This is a genomic window from Acidithiobacillus ferrooxidans ATCC 23270 (assembly GCF_000021485.1).
GTDB lineage: Bacteria > Pseudomonadota > Gammaproteobacteria > Acidithiobacillales > Acidithiobacillaceae > Acidithiobacillus > Acidithiobacillus ferrooxidans.
On record NC_011761.1, the window covers coordinates 1,725,078 to 1,742,547 of the forward strand.

Annotated in this window: 15 protein-coding genes; 5 read left to right on the forward strand and 10 right to left on the reverse strand. The window is 57.7% G+C overall.

Annotation, left to right across the window (positions count from 1 at the left end):
- Positions 1-36: 36 nt before the first annotated feature.
- The 7 genes from clpB to xseB form a co-directional block, all read right to left on the reverse strand.
- A complete protein-coding gene (clpB, locus tag AFE_RS09125; protein WP_012536875.1) occupies positions 37-2,637 on the reverse strand; it encodes an ATP-dependent chaperone ClpB in 2,601 nt (866 codons plus the stop codon).
- 39 nt (positions 2,638-2,676) lie between these two features.
- Complete coding sequence (locus AFE_RS09130) at positions 2,677-3,840, reverse strand: MFS transporter (RefSeq protein WP_012536876.1); 1,164 nt, start codon at positions 3,838-3,840, stop codon at positions 2,677-2,679.
- Between the two features lie 3 nt (positions 3,841-3,843).
- Positions 3,844-4,935 carry a chorismate synthase gene (gene aroC / locus AFE_RS09135; RefSeq protein ID WP_009562239.1) on the reverse strand — a complete coding sequence of 364 codons (1,092 nt, stop codon included), beginning with the start codon at positions 4,933-4,935 and terminating at the stop codon, positions 3,844-3,846.
- A gap of 3 nt (positions 4,936-4,938) precedes the next feature.
- A complete protein-coding gene (gene folE2 / locus AFE_RS09140) occupies positions 4,939-5,709 on the reverse strand; it encodes a GTP cyclohydrolase FolE2 (protein ID WP_215905492.1) in 771 nt (256 codons plus the stop codon).
- Positions 5,710-5,774: 65 nt separating this feature from the next.
- On the reverse strand, positions 5,775-7,649 hold the full coding sequence (dxs, locus tag AFE_RS09145; protein ID WP_012536878.1) for a 1-deoxy-D-xylulose-5-phosphate synthase: 1,875 nt from the start codon (positions 7,647-7,649) through the stop codon (positions 5,775-5,777).
- Positions 7,646-8,566 carry a farnesyl diphosphate synthase gene (locus AFE_RS09150; protein WP_012536879.1) on the reverse strand — a complete coding sequence of 307 codons (921 nt, stop codon included), beginning with the start codon at positions 8,564-8,566 and terminating at the stop codon, positions 7,646-7,648. Before AFE_RS09150 ends, dxs begins: the two co-directional genes overlap by 4 nt.
- Complete coding sequence (xseB, locus tag AFE_RS09155) at positions 8,563-8,811, reverse strand: exodeoxyribonuclease VII small subunit (RefSeq protein ID WP_009567229.1); 249 nt, start codon at positions 8,809-8,811, stop codon at positions 8,563-8,565. The genes AFE_RS09150 and xseB overlap by 4 nt, the downstream gene beginning before the upstream one ends.
- Before the next feature lie 131 nt (positions 8,812-8,942).
- On the opposite strand from xseB, the gene AFE_RS09160 reads away from it, so the two are divergent.
- Positions 8,943-10,154, forward strand: coding sequence for an MFS transporter (locus AFE_RS09160; RefSeq protein WP_012536880.1), 1,212 nt, complete (start codon positions 8,943-8,945; stop codon positions 10,152-10,154).
- Positions 10,155-10,715: 561 nt separating this feature from the next.
- Entirely contained in the window at positions 10,716-11,102 is a 387-nt protein-coding gene (locus AFE_RS16820) for an energy transducer TonB family protein (protein WP_230456301.1), read from the forward strand.
- 51 nt (positions 11,103-11,153) lie between these two features.
- Here the strand turns inward: AFE_RS16820 and trxA are convergent, their stop codons facing one another.
- Positions 11,154-11,525, reverse strand: a complete 372-nt coding sequence (gene trxA / locus AFE_RS09170) for a thioredoxin (RefSeq protein ID WP_012536882.1) — start codon at positions 11,523-11,525, stop codon at positions 11,154-11,156.
- 150 nt (positions 11,526-11,675) lie between these two features.
- On the opposite strand from trxA, the gene xseA reads away from it, so the two are divergent.
- Positions 11,676-13,016: an exodeoxyribonuclease VII large subunit gene (xseA, locus tag AFE_RS09175; RefSeq protein WP_012536883.1), complete on the forward strand. Its 1,341-nt coding sequence runs from the start codon at positions 11,676-11,678 to the stop codon at positions 13,014-13,016.
- 107 nt (positions 13,017-13,123) lie between these two features.
- On the opposite strand, the gene AFE_RS09180 is transcribed toward xseA, so the two are convergent.
- Positions 13,124-14,548 carry an outer membrane protein assembly factor BamB family protein gene (locus tag AFE_RS09180; protein WP_158303825.1) on the reverse strand — a complete coding sequence of 475 codons (1,425 nt, stop codon included), beginning with the start codon at positions 14,546-14,548 and terminating at the stop codon, positions 13,124-13,126.
- 105 nt (positions 14,549-14,653) lie between these two features.
- On the reverse strand, positions 14,654-15,100 hold the full coding sequence (locus AFE_RS09185) for a DUF4168 domain-containing protein (protein ID WP_012536885.1): 447 nt from the start codon (positions 15,098-15,100) through the stop codon (positions 14,654-14,656).
- A 1,060-nt stretch (positions 15,101-16,160) separates the two neighbouring features.
- Between AFE_RS09185 and AFE_RS09190 the strand changes: the two genes are divergently transcribed.
- Together AFE_RS09190 and AFE_RS09195 are read left to right on the forward strand one after the other, a co-directional pair.
- Positions 16,161-16,673, forward strand: coding sequence for a peptidylprolyl isomerase (locus AFE_RS09190; RefSeq protein ID WP_012536888.1), 513 nt, complete (start codon positions 16,161-16,163; stop codon positions 16,671-16,673).
- A 4-nt stretch (positions 16,674-16,677) separates the two neighbouring features.
- Positions 16,678-17,451, forward strand: coding sequence for a UDP-2,3-diacylglucosamine diphosphatase (locus tag AFE_RS09195; protein WP_009566521.1), 774 nt, complete (start codon positions 16,678-16,680; stop codon positions 17,449-17,451).
- The last annotated feature ends 19 nt before the right edge of the window (positions 17,452-17,470 follow it).

Sequence of the window (17,470 nt, forward strand, 5' to 3'; positions counted from 1 at the left end):
ACCACAGGGGAGTCTGGCGCGCCCGCCGGCGCACACTCAGTGCACCCGCTGTCCGACAAAGGTAAAGCGGTCTCCTTCAAGAACCACTTCAATAATCTCACCGGGTCCGAAGTCACCACGCAGGAGTTTTTGGGCAAGGGGATTTTCGATCTCCCGCTGAATCACCCTTTTCAGGGGGCGAGCGCCGTAGACGGGGTCATAACCGACCTCGGCCAGATGGTCCAGTGCGCCATCACTGAGTACCAGATCCATATCCCGCTCGCGCAGGCGTGACCGCAGGAAGCCCATCTGAATCCCGGTAATCTCACGGAGTTGCACCGCGGTGAGGGGACGGAAGATGACCAGCTCATCAATGCGGTTGAGGAACTCCGGACGGAAGTGATCCTGCACCACGTCCAGTACCGCCACGCGCATACTGTCATACTCCCCTTTGCGACTGAATTCCTGAATTCGGTCGGAGCCGAGATTGGAAGTCATGACGATGACGGTATTGCGGAAATCTACCGTGCGCCCCTGGCCATCGGTGAGCCGACCGTCATCCAGTACCTGCAGGAGGATATTGAAGACTTCCGGGTGGGCCTTCTCCACCTCGTCCAGCAATACGACCGAATACGGTTTGCGCCGCACGGCTTCAGTGAGATAGCCTCCTTCTTCATAACCTACGTATCCCGGAGGCGCGCCAATGAGCCGTGCCACCGAATGCTTCTCCATGAATTCGCTCATGTCGATGCGCACCAGGTGGTCTTCACTGTCGAAGAGAAATTCGGCAAGGGCCTTGGTCAACTCCGTTTTGCCGACGCCCGTGGGGCCAAGAAAAAGGAAAGAGCCATTGGGACGCTTGGGGTCAGACAGCCCCGCCCGGGAGCGGCGAATGGCGTTGGATACCGCGGCCACCGCCTCGCTCTGACCCACTACCCGCGCCTGCAGGCGCTCCTCCATCTTGAGGAGTTTTTCTTTTTCACCCTCCAGCATTTTGGAGACAGGAATGCCGGTCCAGCGGGCCACCACTTCGGCGATTTCCTCTTCACCCACCTCGGTGCGCAACAACGTGGGTTTAGCGCCTGAACCTGCTGATTGCGCATGGATTTCAGCGGCATGGAGCTGTGCTTCCAATGCCGGAATAGAGCTGTATTGCAGTTCCGCCATACGCTCCAAGTCGTTGGCACGACGCGCCGTGTCCAGCTCCACGCGCTTGCGATCCAGTTCTTTCTGAATCTGTGAGGTACCTTCGATAGCCAGCTTTTCGCCTTTCCAAACTTCTTCCAGCTCCTGATATTTTCGATCTGACTCTTTGATTTGGGCCTGCAGAATATCCAGGCGCTTACGGCTGGCCTCATCCTTCTCCTTCTCCAGCGCCACGCGCTCGATGTTCAACTGAATGATACGGCGCTCCAGTTCATCCAGTTCCTGAGGTTTGGAATCGATTTCCATCTTGATGCGGGAGGCCGCTTCATCCATCAGATCTATGGCTTTGTCAGGCAGATTACGGTCGGTGATATAGCGGTGTGAAAGCTGCACTGCGGCGACCAGCGCCGGATCGGTAATGCGTACCCCATGATGAGCTTCATAGCGTTCTTTCAGGCCACGCAAAATGGCGATGGCGTCTTCCACACTGGGTTCATCCACCAGCACCCGCTGGAAACGTCGTTCCAGCGCCGCATCTTTTTCAATATATTTACGATATTCATCCAGTGTGGTGGCACCGATGCAATGTAACTCGCCGCGCGCCAGCGCCGGCTTGAGCATATTGCCCGCGTCCATGGAGCCCTCGGCCTTGCCAGCCCCCACCAGCGTATGAATTTCATCAATAAAAAGAATGATTTTACCCTCACTCTTCTCCAGGTCGTTCAATAACGACTTCAGACGTTCCTCGAACTCACCGCGAAACTTGGCACCGGCAATCAGTGCCCCCAAGTCCAAACCCAGAAGGCGCTTATCGCGCAAAGATTCGGGCACTTCGCCATTAATCAAGCGCAGTGCCAGGCCCTCGACAATAGCGGTTTTGCCCACACCTGGTTCACCGATCAACACCGGATTATTTTTGCTGCGCCGCAGCAATACCTGAATGGTCCGGCGGATTTCGTCGTCACGGCCGATCACCGGGTCCAGCTTGCCTTGACTGGCCCGTTCGGTGTAGTCAATGGTATATTTCTCCAGTGCCTGACGTTGCTCTTCGGCATTGGCATCATTGATTTTTTCCCCGCCGTGCAGATCGTGGACGGCCTGTTCCAGATCCTTGGTGGTGGCACCCGCCTCTTTCAGGAGGCGCCCCGCCTCGCCCTTGTCGTCCATCAAGGCCAGCAGGAAGTGTTCGGTGGAGATATACGTGTCGCCGCGCTTCTGGCCTATCTTGTCTGCCAGATTGAGCATATTGGTAAGATCGCGGCCCACCTGCACCTCGCCCGGATGCCCTTGTACCTTCGGCATGGACTCCAGCGCGCGGTTCAACTGGTTGCGTAGGGCATCGACCCGCACGCCGGCCTTTGACAGGAGTGGCCGAGCGATACCTCCTTCCTGATCAAGAAAAGCAGCAAGCAAGTGGATGGGCTCCATCTGCTGGTGATCCTGCGCCAGCGCAAGACTCTGAGCATCCTGAAAAGCCTGTTGGAATTTGGTAGTCAGTTTGTCGGTACGCATTGAGTGGCTCCCGTGGGTTGTGTTGCTCAGGAAATGGGATTAATCGGCCTCTTTTTCAAGAGTAGGGGCCGGCCGTAATGCCTGGATCAGAAATACCCCCCCAAAAAGCGCCAGCGCCGACGCTGCGGCAAAGGTATTCTGCCCACCCCAGTGAGCCCAGGTCCAGCCCGCCCCCAGGGCTCCCAGCCCTCCGCCCAGTCCGTAAACAACGCTGGCATAGAGCGCCATACCCCGGGCGCGCAGAGCGCCGGGGAAGCGCCCCGACACCCAGTGTACCGCCGCCAGATGGAAGGCTGCATAGCTGGCCGCATGGAGGCTTTGCACGAGTATGATCCACACCAGCCCCGGCCACCAGGCGATCACACCCCAGCGCAGAGCGGTCAGCACGAAGGCGCCAGTGAAAACCAGTGATACGCCGAGGCGCCGGATAAGACGATCGCCCCACCAGAAAAAGGCCACCTCACAGAGCACGGCAAAACCCCATAGCATCCCGATTGCGGCACTGCCCAGGCCATGTTGTTCCGCATAGATAGAATAAAACGCGTAATAGGCGCCATGACTGGCCTGCTCCAGCAAACCCGCCAGCAGGAAAAACCAGAGACTCACCTGGCGGAGTGTGCCGCTGAGACGGGGGCGCGGCGCATTGGCGTCTGGCAGCGTGCCATAGGGCAGATAACGACTCGCTCCCCATGCTGCCACCAGAAAAATGGCGATACCGGGCAAAAACGCGGTCATTCCCCAATGGGCAAGCAGCCCGCCCATGCCCAGCGACAAGGCGATAAATCCAAGGGAGCCCCAGAGTCGAATACGCCCATAGGCGGCGCCACAGCGTTGTGCCCAGTCCATGGTGGTAGCATCCACCAGGGGTAGCGTTGCTGCCCAGAAGAAGGAAAACGTCAGCGTGATCAGCAGCAAGGCCGAAAAGTTACCATGGGCCAACCCCAGGGCAAGGAAGCCCGCTGCAGTAATCAGCGCCGCCCAGGGGACGATCCGCCGACTTCCCCAAAAATGCGCCAGCCAGCCCCAGAGATTGGGCGCCAGCACCTTGCTGAACTGCACGGCCGCGGTGAGAATTCCAATCGCCAGAGGACTCTGGCCCTGGGCATGCAGCCATGGACCCCAGTAGGGCATGAACGCCCCCAGCGCGCAAAAGTACAGGAAATAGAAGGCGGCGAGCCAGCCCCCTTCCCGATCTGCCTGCATAACCTAGGCGGGGATGGGAGGCAGGGGTGCCTGCACGTCGGCGTTCTGGGCGCGGTGACGCATCCAGTGGTCCATGATCACCAGCGCCAGCATGGCCTCGACGATGGGGACGGCACGAATGCCGACGCAGGGATCATGGCGACCGGTGGTGATCACTTCGGCCGGGCGACCATGCACATCGATACTTTGTCGCGGGATACGAATACTGGAGGTCGGCTTGATGGCCACGGACAGCGTGAGATCCTGCCCGGAAGAAATACCGCCGAGAACGCCACCGGCATGATTGCTCTGGAAACCCGTGGCAGCCATGGCATCTCCATGATAGCTGCCCCGCTGCTCCACCACTGCAAAACCGTCACCCACGGCTATCGCCTTGACCGCGTTGATGCTCATCATCGCCTTGGCGATATCCGCTTCCAGGCGATCAAATACCGGTTCACCGAGCCCAACCGGCATACCGGAAACCCGCGCGTCCACTCGCGCGCCAATAGAATCGCCCTCTTTACGCAGGCCATCCAGAAAGTCGGCCATCCGGATCGCAGCTCCGGCATCTGGACAAAAGAAGTCATTGTGGGAGATTTCCGCCGCATCAAAATCCTCGGCGTGGATGGGCCCCATCTGCGCCATCCACGCCTGGATGTTCACGCCAAGACGCTCGCGCAGAAACTTGCGGGCGATGGCCCCGGCGGCGACCCGCATCGCCGTTTCCCGCGCCGAGGAACGCCCTCCCCCTCTATAGTCGCGCAAGCCGTATTTCTGCAAGTAGGTATAATCCGCATGACCAGGACGAAACAGATCTTTGATTTTGCTGTAATCCTGCGAGCGTTGGTCCGTGTTGCGAATCAGCAGTCCAATGGGCGTGCCGGTGGTCAGGCCCTCAAAGACACCGGAGAGAATCTCGACCTGATCCGCTTCCTGACGCTGGGTGGTATGGCGCGACCGACCGGGACGACGGCGATCCAGTTCGGTCTGAATATCGGCTGCGCTGAGCGTCATGCCCGGTGGGCAGCCATCGACGATGCAACCGATAGCCGGGCCGTGACTCTCGCCAAAGGTGCTGACCCGGAAACACTCGCCGATGCTGCTTCCGGCCATAAGTTATTTTTCCATTTCAATCATGGCATAAGCCGAATGATTGTGAATCGACTCGAAGTTTTCGGAAGAAACCGAAAACCATTGCACGCGCCGGTCCTCCTGCAGTCGTAGCGCAACGTCACGCACCAGATCTTCCACAAACTTGGGATGGTCATAAGCGTATTCCGTGACATATTTTTCATCGGGGCGTTTCAGCAGGCCGTAAAGCTCACAGGAGGCCTCCGCCTCGATCAGGTCAATGATATCCCTGATCCAGACGGTTTCACAGGCACGCACATGGACCCAAACATGAGCCCGCTGATTGTGAGCGCCATATTCCGAAATACTTTTCGAGCAGGGGCAAAGACTGGTAACCGGCACCATGACCCCCATGGTCAGACGATAACCTGCCGGAGTAATTTCTCCCGCCAGTTTCACCTCATAGTCCAGCATGCTCCTGACACCGGAGACGGGGGCGGTCTTCTCGATAAAGAACGGAAAGCGCATCTCCAGCCGCGCCGAATCCGCCTCCAGACGTTGCCGCATCTCCTCGACCACAGCGCCGAAGCCTTCGACACTGAAGGAGCCTTCATGGGCATTGAGAATCTCGATGAAACGAGACATGTGTGTACCCTTTAGATGGGCAGGCAGACTCACGTACATGTTGCACCGGGCGATCGTGGGCTGCACAATCCCGTCACGATCCTGGATCTGCAGGGGATGGCGCACGGCGCGGATACCCACCTGCTGGATGGCGATGGCACGTGGGTCGGCACGACCCTGTACATCTTCCAAGATTTCTACCGCGCAATCTCTCACCGGACCCTCGCTTGGGAATAGTGGATCGAATCAGTCAAATACTACGCCCGGACTGGTGACGGGGCAAGCAACGTCAGCAATTCTCTGCCGGACTTTTCGATTCCTGCGGCATCCAGGCCCAGATCTGCCAGCCATCGGCCGGCATCGCCCTGTTCGATGAAGATGTCGGGTAAACCGAGTAGACGCATGGGTACCACGACGCCCTCATTGAGCAGGAATTCTGCCACGGCACTACCGGCACCGCCCATACGCGCGCCCTCCTCCACCGTCAAAAATGCGCGATGGGTCTGTGCTAGGCTGGTCAACAATTCCGTATCCAGCGGCTTGACGAAACGCATGTTGACGACGGTGGCGTCGAGGGTTTCGCCCGCCGCCATGGCCGCTGCCGCCCGGGTACCGAAGGCGAGAATCGCCAGATCCTTGCCTTTCCGCAGGATCTCGGCCTTGCCGACAGGGATCTGCCGCGATAAATCTCTGTCCAGGGCTACGCCCAGTCCGTTGTCGCGCGGATAACGCACCAGGGCAGGTCCCTGCCAGGCAAAGCCTGTATTGAGCATGTCGCGCATTTCCTGCTCATCTTTTGGGGCCATGATGACCAGATTGGGTATGCAACGGGCATACGCGATGTCGAAGGCGCCCTGATGGGTGGCGCCGTCGGCGCCCACCAATCCGGCACGGTCGATGGCAAAAAGTACCGGCAGATTCTGGATGGCGACATCATGCAGGAGCTGGTCATAGGCCCGCTGCAAAAAGGTGGAGTAGATGGCGACTACCGGATGTATCCCATCACAGGCCAGCCCTGCTGCAAAAGTCACCGCATGCTGCTCGGCAATACCCACATCAAAATAGCGCTCGGGAAACAGTTGCTCAAAGCGCACCAGTCCGGAGCCCTCCCGCATGGCCGGTGTAATGGCGACCAGGTGTTTTTCCGCCGCGCCTTTTTCGCAGAGCCAGTCGCCGAACACCTGGGTGTAGCTCGGTGCACCGGCGGATTTCTTCGCCATCCTGCCATCGCTGCGGTTAAAGGGCGTTACTCCATGATAGCCGCAGGGATCCAGCTCGGCGGGACCATAGCCCTTGCCCTTTTTGGTGATTACATGAAGCAGACGTGGTCCTCTGATTTTTTTCAGGTTCTCGAGAGTCGGGATCAACGCATCCAGATCGTGGCCATCGATGGGACCAAAATAATGAAATCCCATTTCTTCGAACAGCGCCCCCGGCGTCACCAGCCCCTTCACGCCCTCTTCCGCCTTTCTGGCCAGTTCACGCAATGGCGGTACGAAACTCAATGCCTGTCCCGCACCCTCGCGTACGGTGTTATAGAGGCGCCCGGAGAGAATACGCGTCAGATATCGGGATACCGCGCCCACATTGGGTGAAATGGACATCTCGTTGTCATTGAGGACAACCAGCAGGTCGGCATCCAAAACCCCGCCGTTATTCAGCGCTTCATAGGCGAGACCTGCCGTCATGGCGCCGTCACCAATGATCGCCACCACCTGCCGTGATTTATGCTCCAGCCTGGCCGCCACCGCCATCCCCAGACCGGCGCTGATAGAGGTACTGGAGTGTCCGGCGCCGAAGCTGTCATAGGGGCTCTCATCCCGCTTGAGAAAGCCGGAGAGACCATCCCTGATGCGCAACTGCGGAAAACGTGCACCACGTCCGGTCAGAATTTTGTGGGGGTATGCCTGGTGCCCGACATCCCAGACCAGACGATCGTCCGGCGTATTGAATACGGCGTGCAGCGCCACGGTCAGCTCTACAGCTCCCAGACAGGAAGAGAGATGCCCACCCGTCCGGCTGACCGTTTCCAAGAGGAAGTGGCGCACCGCCTTGGCCACGTTCTTCTGCTCACTGCGCGACATCTGGCGCAGTTCGGCAGGCATGGGGATACTCTTCAACAAATCACTCATTTGCTCCGCTCTATTATGAGGCGCGCCAAGGCGCGAAGATGATCTGCTTCTGCTTGCCAGGATTGCAAGGCATCCAAAGCCTCGTCGAGCAGGCGTCGGGCATAGCTTCGTGCCTCTGCAAGGCCAAGCAGGGTGATGAAACTGGGTTTGTTGCGGCTGCGGTCCGCGCCCTGCTGCGCTTTTCCGGTTTGCTGCAGATCCCCGATTTCGTCAAGGATATCGTCCTGCACCTGAAAGGCGAGCCCGACACGGTCGGCGTAACGCAGCAGCGCGGCACCACGGGCCTCCTGCGCATCAATGCCTGCCGCGCAGAGCGCCAACTGGATGGCACAGCGCATGAGCATGCCCGTTTTGTGCAGGTGCATTTGCTCCAACGCCGGCAAGGCCAATTCATGCCCCACCGCCGCAAGATCAATGGCCTGTCCTCCCACCATACCCCGCGAACCAGCGGCCTGCGCGAGGCTCGCCAGCATCTGCACCTGCCGTTCCGCCGCCATCCCCCAACCCGGTTCAGCAAGTACCAGGAAGGCCTGCGCCTGCAAACCGTCGCCGACAAGAATGGCCGTGGCCTCGTCATAGGCGCGATGACAGGTGGGCAGGCCGCGACGCAGATCATCATTGTCCATGGCGGGGAGATCATCGTGCACTAGAGAATAGGCATGGATCATTTCCAATGCCGCTGCAGGGCGGTCCAGAAGCTCCAGCGGCACCCCCAAACAGGCTCCTGCTGCGTATACCAGCAGGGGACGGACGCGCTTGCCGCCACCCAGCGTACTATAACGCATGGCGTCATGCAGCCGCGCCGGCAGGAGATGCGCCGGGGGCAGCAGTGTTTCCAGAACGTCCTCAATGCGTCGTACCGAGCGTGACCGGAACTGCGCAAAAGTTTCGTTGTTCACCGCAACATCCAGGGTCATCCGTCTTCTTCCTGAGTAAGCGGAGCAGGAACCGCGTCCTCTCCGAGCAATGTTTCCACGATTTGCCGCGCGTTCTGCAACTGCGCCTCGGCACGCCTGGACAACTCGATGCCGCGCTGAAAAAGGGCGACAGAGTCTTCCAGACCCAACTGCCCCCCTTCCAGGCGGCGAACGGTCTCTTCCAAGGCATCCAGGGTGCTTGCGAAGTCGGCGGGGGCTTCCACGGGGGACGATTCGTCGTTCATATGCTTTTCCATGTTCGCCAATTAAACACTAGGCCCAGTCCTCTGGGCAAGGGAAAAACGAAGATTCAGACTGGACGGTACGTTCGTCAACCCCTAAAATCCTGCCGCACATCATCTTAAAGGCTTTCGCCATGTCTCTGCAAAAGATCGGGAATCTCCCCAGCGCGGCCACCGACGTCACCCGCTTTGAGGTTTTGGGCGCTATCAGCGTGTCACATTTTCTCAATGATAGCATCCAGTCGCTGATGCTGGCGGTGTACCCGCTATTCAAAAGCCATTTCGACCTGAGTTTTGGGCAGATCGGGTTGATTACGCTCGCCTATCAGGTGACCGCATCCATCGTTCAACCGTTGGTCGGGCGTTTTACCGATGGCCACCCCATGCCCTATTCATTGCCCTTCGGCATGCTGTTTACGTTTGGTGGGCTGCTGTTGCTATCCGTGGCTCCAAATTATGAGGTGCTCTTGTTGGCAGCAGCGTTAGTGGGCCTGGGTTCTTCAGTATTCCACCCAGAGTCGTCGCGGGTGGCGCGGATGGCCTCTGGCGGGCGCCACGGACTGGCGCAATCCATCTTTCAGGTGGGTGGAAATGTGGGTACCGCAGCGGGCCCGTTGCTGGCCGCCTTTGTCGTCATGCCCAACGGTCAGCACAGCCTGTCATGGTTCTCGCTCGCGGCGTTGCTAGCCATTGTGATTCTTTCTTTCGTGGGGCGCTGGTATCAGCACCAGCACCGTCAGCCCAGAAGGCCAGTGGCAAAGGCCGTGGCGCCCTTGCTACCTGCCAAACTGGTGCGACGCAGCATGATCATACTGGTCGCACTGATGTTCTCCAAGTTTCTGTATCTGACCAGCATCAGCAGTTACCTGATTTTTTACCTGATGCAGCGCTTTCATATCGGAACCCGGGAAGCGCAGATGCATCTCTTCGTATTTCTGGCGGCAGTGGCAGCGGGGACATTGGCGGGCGGGCCGATTGGTGACCGGATCGGTCGCAAGAAAGTGATCTGGGTCTCCCTGCTGGGGATCGCGCCCTTCACCATGGCTCTACCTTACGTGGGCCTGACCCTGAGTGCCATGTTGACCATGGTCATCGGTTTTCTGCTGGCTTCGGCCTTTCCGGCCATTGTGGTGTATGCGCAGGAATTGGTACCCGGCAAGATCGGGACCGTTTCCGGTCTGTTTTTCGGGCTGGCTTTTGGTCTGGGCGGGGTCGGTGCCGCATTGCTGGGGGAACTGGCAGACGTCTGGAGTATCCAGGTGGTATATCAGATATGCGCTTTCCTGCCTTTGCTCGGTATACTGGCCGGATTTCTGCCCCATATCCCCAGTGTGCGAAAGCGTTAGGCCTGAGTACGGCACGCCACCTTTACTCGGGGCTGTCGATGATTCAAGCTTACGCCCAGTGCCCGCCCAGCGTGGGCGGGTTGAACTGCGTGGGGCGGCATTGCCGCGAGGTTAGGACGATTGGCCATCGCTGAACACAAGTTTTATTTTCTGGTTCCCGAGGAAAAGCCCCACTGGAGCGAGAGCCTGCCGCCCTGGTTGCTGCTCTCCGCTCTGCTTATAGCGCTGGGTATTTTTTTTCTGGTACACGTCCAGAAACCGAAAATGGTGTCATTGCGCAGTCAAACAACCGTCCACAAGACCTTTGAAATCATGCCCAAACCTATCCGGCCCCAGGCGCCCAGCCCAACCATGCCGCGGGTCCTGCCCCCCAGCAGGCCGTTAGCCGCGCCGCATCGGATCGTACCCGCCGCACGTCCGCAACCTAAACCCAGAGTCGTGCCGCAACCCCGTCGTGCGCCGGCACCAGCGCATCCTCTGTCGCGGCAGATGACACCAGAGACGACACAGGCCTCTCCCAGTACGCAGCGTCAACCCTTGCCTCATATCAGCATTGGCAGATTGGAAGAGCAGATGGACCAAGTGGCCCGCGCCGCGACCGCAAGCCCGCCATTACCGAAGTTTGAAAATCCGAAAGGACCAGTGGCGGATTTTTATATTGCCGGATGGATACAGAAGCTGGAGCGAATCGGCGATCTCAATTACCCGGGGGAAATGGTCGGGCAACTTAAGGTCAAGGTCGTACTGAATCCGCAGGGGAACCTTCAACGCATCATCATGGAGCAGTCATCAGGGAACAAAGCCCTGGATGCGGCAGCGGAACAGATCATCCGGCTCTCCTTCCCGTATATGCCGTTCTCAAAGCAACTCGCAAAGCAAACCCGTAAAATAGAAATTCCACTGAATATGCATTTCCTGGGGGTGCGGCATGTATCGGCCTGGCATTGATCTCATCGGTGATGACCACGAAGCGTCCGCTCCTGACCACCGATGTGACAATCAGTGCGTTGTATCCGGCTGAGCGGAGATTTCTTCGCGGACTTTGTCCATATCCAGTGCCCGGGCCTGTTGAATCACTTCTTCCAGCGCGCTGGCCGGGAGTGAGCCCGCCTGAGAGAAAATACCGATCTGCTGGCGGAAGATGGTCAGGGTGGGAATGGAACGGATCTGAAAAGAAGTTGCAAGTTCCTGCTCGGTGTCCGTATTCACCTTGGCAAATACCACATCCGGATACTTCTCAGCAGCGGCCTCAAAAATGGGCGCGAAAGCGCGGCAGGGTGCACACCAGGGCGCCCAGAAATCGATCAGCACCATGTCGTTTCCAGCCACGACGGCGTCGAAATTATCTTGCGTGAGTTCTACTATGGCCATGATGAATTCCTTTGATGCGGATGTTTGCGCGGCAATGCGCCGGTCATTCAGGACCATCCCGAATGACAGTAAAATATATTATGCTGACCTTAGAACGCGAAGGGCGACAGGGTCAAGAGTCTCCTGCCCCCTCTACCATGAGAGCATGCCATGACCAGCAATGATTCGCAGATCCCCATACTCACCGTCAGCGCACTGAACGCTGCCGCCCGCGAGATCATTGAAGGGAATTTTCCGCTGTTGAGGGTGGAGGGTGAACTGTCCAATTTCAGCAGCCCCGGATCGGGGCACTGGTATTTTTCGCTAAAGGATGCGCGGGCGCAGGTGCGCTGCGCCATGTTCCGCCAGCGCAATACCTATACCCGGGTGGAGCCCCGCAACGGCATGCAGGTGCAGGTACTGGCGCAGCCCACCCTGTATGAAGGACGGGGCGATTTTCAGTTGATTGTCGAACAATTACTGGATGCCGGTGTGGGTGATTTACAGGCGCGTTTTGTCGCCCTGAGGGACAAGCTCGCGGCCGAAGGGCTTTTTGCGCCGGAGCTCAAACGACCCCTCCCCCGCTGGCCGCAGCGGGTCGCCGTGGTCACTTCAGCGAGCGGTGCGGCGCTGCATGACATCCAGGTGACGCTGGCGCGGCGCTGGCCGATGCTCGCGGTCATGATTTATCCGGTGCTGGTGCAGGGCGATCAGGCTGCCGCACAGATTTGCACCGCGTTGACCCGCATTGCCAGTCGGCAACAGGAGGATGTGGTGATCTTGGCGCGTGGTGGCGGCAGCGCGGAGGATCTGTGGTGTTTTAATGAAGAAAGTGTGGCGCGCGCCATTCGTGCCTGCCCGGTGCCGGTGGTGACGGGTATTGGTCATGAAATTGATTTCACCATTGCCGATTTCGCGGGTGATCTGCGCGCGGCGACTCCCACGGCGGCGGCGGAAGCGGTTAGCCCCGACCGCGCTGAGTGGTTGCCGCGGGTGCAGACACAACGGCGACAACTGGAACAGTCCATGCAGCGCACGCTACGGGACGCGACCCAGCGTCTCGACTATTTGCGGCTGCGCCTTCGTCATCCCGGCGAGCGGGTGCGGGATGCTGAGCACCGTTTGCGTCTGGCGCGTGAGGCCTTGTGGCAGGCCATGCAACATCAGCAGACCCTATGGGGCGGACGACTGCAGATGCTCCAGGCGCGACGTTTGCGGCAAGACCCGCGCCAGCGCTTGCAAAGCCTGACTGAGATGCTGAAAACCAGACGCGCAGCGCTGATTCTGGCGATATATAAGGCCTTGTCCAGCGCTGCGGCGCAACAACAGCAACAGGCAGCAGCCCTACGCCTGCTGGACCCATTAGCCGTGCTGCAACGCGGCTTTGCCGTCCTTCGCGATGAGTCCGGCAAGGTCATTTTTGGCAGCGCCTCTATCGAGGTGCATGCACGGGTTACCGCCACTCTGGCGCAGGGCACCCTGCTCTGCGAGGTCCTCGAAAAAAGTGATTAGCGCGACATGCCATGTGTCTCACCATGACACCGGTTCGGTAAAACCAAGGGAAGTTCTACCCATCATGCGCCTTTATCAGGGTTTCGACATGCCGCACAAATGTCGGCTCAGCTTGCGTCTTTTTCTTCACATAGCGAACGAGCTTTGGTACCTAAGTGCAAGAATTTTCCAGGGGTACCAGCGCTTCCATTCAAATGCCCGATAGGCAGAGAGACCAGGTTCCCGGAGGTGCCTCCCACGACAAAGGCATACGGACTGAGCAGACCATCGGATGGTCCCACCGTGCCGGTTGCGAGTCTTTCGGTATATATCAGTTTGCCCGTTCGCGCATTCAACACATACAATATTCCCCTAGCATTCACCGTATAAAGGGCTCCATGGTATATATTGGGGTTACTGACATCCGCCCCTGTCCGAAAGGTCCAGAGGATTCTTTCGGTGTGCGCATCCAACGCATATAACCGTTTGGTCAAGCGTGGTTCGACATAAATGATGCGGTGCCACGCGGTGAGGGGAGGGTCGTAGATTCCGGGGTGCGTCGGATCGTGCCTGCGCATACTGGAAAACAGGGCTGGGAGATGGATGGCGTGGCCCATTTTCCGTAGTGCTGCTATTGCCCAGTTCTTCCAATATATTTCACTGCTGATGATACGCTCATGAATCCATGCGCGCGGCGAGAGGTAACGGGTATAGATATTTTTTCGATGGATCAGACGCCCGGTCGCAGCGTCCAGGCTCACCACCTCGAAGGCAAAGTCACGCATCGCGGTGTGCTTCCAGAGATGTACCAGAATGTCCCACAGATCATAGGAATCCTTACGCATGAACGCCGTAAACACGGCGTTCCCGCGCCCCACCGGGGATGCTTCCGCAAGATTGACGGCATGCGCGAAATTCCGCGACCAGCGAATTTTGTGGGTTCGCCAGTCGATATCGTAAAAATCGTTGTGGCGAGTGAAGAGATTGTCCGTTCCGAAATACAGATTCGAACCCACTCTGGCCGGAGAAGACATCGCCGACCATCCACCGATGTGTATCTGCCAAAGCAGCTTCCCCGTGCGGGCGTCCAGGGCGATGAAACGCCCGCCCCCGGTAGGGGTTAGAACTTCATGGTGGGCATAGTCAGGCGTCGGCATATCCTGACAGTGCGTGGCGTATTCCCAGACCGGCTTGCCGGTAGCCGCCTGGAGCGCCACGATGGCATGGGGAAATCGGGAACGGCAGGAATAGCCTGCGTTGACCGCAAACATACGCTTTCCCCCGAGCCCTACTATCACGTCGCGGTCCGCCACGATCGCCTGCGTCATGATAATGTTGCTCAACGAGGTTCGCCATACAATGGCGCCTGTCCGTGCATCGACGCGCAGCACCTGCCCCTCCTGGCGGCGTCCCGCCTTCCCCGTCGTTACCAACAGGGTCCCTCCATCGACTGATGGTGGAGCAATGATGTGCTGACTGATGAAGGTATCGAAGTTGCCGATCTTATCCGGGGTGAACGCCAAATGTCGCGCATTCCCCTCGAACTGAGACATGGTGGTGGAAGCCGCAGATACGGTGACGCTCGCCATTCCCAAAAGAACCCACGCGATAGCCGACAATATGCGGCTATCGCCAAACGCGTTTTTTAAAATCAACAACTAACCCATGGACTTCATGACAGCTTCCGTACGCTGAGCAAACGCCGGGTCTGTCTGCGCCTTTTTCAACAACATTTCATATTTCACTGGCGTGAGATGGTTCTGAACTAAAACATGCTTTATTTGCGTTCCGTATTTCACGAGCATCTGATGATGTTGCGCGACGGTCATTTTTTTCGTGGACATCTCCTGACGCACCTTCTTGTCGATCGGACGAATAGCCACGATGGCCGATGCAAAGTGATGCAACTCCTTGTGACCCACATGAGGACCCTGAGCCGGCTGTACCGGCATCATCGGGGCAGCGGTGCCCTGGCCAGGTTGAGCCGTTGTGCCGGCAGGCTGTGGAACAGGCCCTACGGACGACCCCATGTCGGCCAGGGCCAAGGTGCTGCCGAAAATAAAAACAGCTAATCCTAACAAGATATTGCGTGAAACATGATACATGATTGGCTACTCTCCCTATGACTTTCGGACCTCCGTAGCGGTCCCGAGTGATACAGATATGGACGACAGATCAAACCCCGTTGGAAGCTGGGGCAGCATTCCCATTCAGAAAATGGGAAATATTAAATGCTTAGGATTTGTGAATAACTATTAACAGAATTCCGCTAACATGAGCAAAGATAACGATGTTGTTTCATATCGTACCGACCTTCATATAGACAGTATCGTAACATATTTTTTTGGTGGCGCCAACCATGTGTACACCCTGATAAATAGTTGCACCTATGACAATTTGTTGTTGCACCATTTCCACGTAGATGCACAAATCCATAGCGCACACCTAATAACTTAATAAAATTAATAACGTTACCGATTGTTTTGACATATGTTTAACGGCATACCGAATCGCAACGATAATTTTGGTTTATCATATAGTTATCATAGAACTATGTATCCATACTGAATGATTATGTTTTTATTATATCGCATGCCGAAGTGGCGGATGCACAACACTTATAATAGCGACACCATCATTGATGGCATCGAAAATGACCGCCTGGTTGACATAAGCAACATTCTCCTGTCTTTTATGCCATTACCGGTATCTGGCGGAAAGGAAGATGGTCCGCAATGAGGTGACAGTATATGTGGTGGATTATTCCCTATTTTCTGAGCTTGTGGGGAATCAGCTGGCTGAGCCCGACGGCTCTGAGCGGAACGGGCATGCTCCGATTTTCCCGGCATGGCGGCAGTGGCCGCTTTGAGCCCGCTGATATTTTATGTGGCCATTCATCAGGCGGTGGCGGACAGCACCATGAGAGCCTACATAGCTTCACTTTGGCAAACGAGGTTCCAGCGTACCGTGAACAAGGCATTTTTCGCGGTTGCCGCGGTGGTGCAGGCTTATAGTCTTTTCTGAACGACAAGGCTAGCCGTCGAGCAGGAGCCCGGGTATCGACAAGGGCCGCTCTGTCGCTTTACTCTTGGCTCTCGTCGCCGCTGGCCTGAGTGGTGAATTTTTCTAGCAGGGCGCTGGTGCCCTGAATTCTGAGGAGTGTTCATGGCAAATCCGCAAGTAGTGCTGCACAGCAACAAGGGCGATATCGTCATTGAGCTGGACGTCGACAAGGCGCCCAACACCGTCGAGAATTTTCTGAGGTATGTCGATGAGGGCTTTTTTGACGGTACCATCTTTCATCGCGTGATACCTGGCTTCATGATTCAGGGCGGGGGTTTTACGGCGGACATGCAGCAGAAAGCCGTCCATGCGCCCATCGCCAACGAGGCGGAGAATGGTCTGAAAAATGCGCGGGGCACTCTCGCCATGGCGCGGACCAATGATCCCCACTCCGCCACCGCGCAGTTTTTCATCAATCTGACAGACAATGATTTCCTTAACTTCAAGTCTGCCTCAGGATCGGGCTGGGGGTATGCCGTTTTTGGTACGGTCATCAGCGGGATGGATGTGGTGGATGATATCGCCAAGACCCCGACCGGTAATAAGGGCATGCACCAGGACGTGCCCAAGGAAACCATCTCCATCGACAAGGGCGAGCGTCGGCCTGCGGCCTGAGTCTATGGTGGTGCAAGGTGCAGACCTTGGTGATGGCCCCGTGCTGTTTATCTCCGACCTGCACCTCTGCTCCGCACAGCCCGCGCTGACCGCCCTGTTCCGCCATTTTTGTTGGCACGAAGGCCGGGCTGCACGGGCGGTTTTCATTCTGGGCGATCTGTTTGACTACTGGGTGCATCGGGATCAGGCGGCGGAAACACCTTATACGGAAATCCTTGCCCTGCTCCATGGGTTGCATAAGCAGGGGACCACGGTGTATCTCATGGTCGGTAACCGGGACTTTGCCCTGGAAGCCGACTTTCTGGCGCAGTTCGGGATTATCGCTCTGCCCGACCCGGCGCTGCTGCAACTGGGCGATCAGCGTATCCTCCTGACCCATGGTGATTTGCTGTGCAGCGATGATCATCGTTACCAGCGCTTTCGCCGGGTGATTCGTCATCCGCTGACTCGACTGACGCTGGGACGCCTGCCTTATGCCTGGCTCCAGCGTATCGCCCGCGGATTGCGTCGCGGCAGTAGCCGGGAAGTGCGGACCAAGGCACCAGCCATAACGGATGCCAATCCGCAGACCATCGTTGCCGCCCTCCACGGGGAGGGTGCTTTCACGCTGGATGGTGCCACTTATGATATTTTGATTCACGGCCATACCCATCGCCCCGTTTGGGAGCAGGGTCCGGAGGGACGGCGCATGGTGCTGGGTGCCTGGGGTGCTGATGGCGCACAAATCGGGCGTTGGGAAAATGGCCAATGGTCCTTGCAGCTACTGAGTCCACCGTAATTTTTGCTTTTGCGCGACC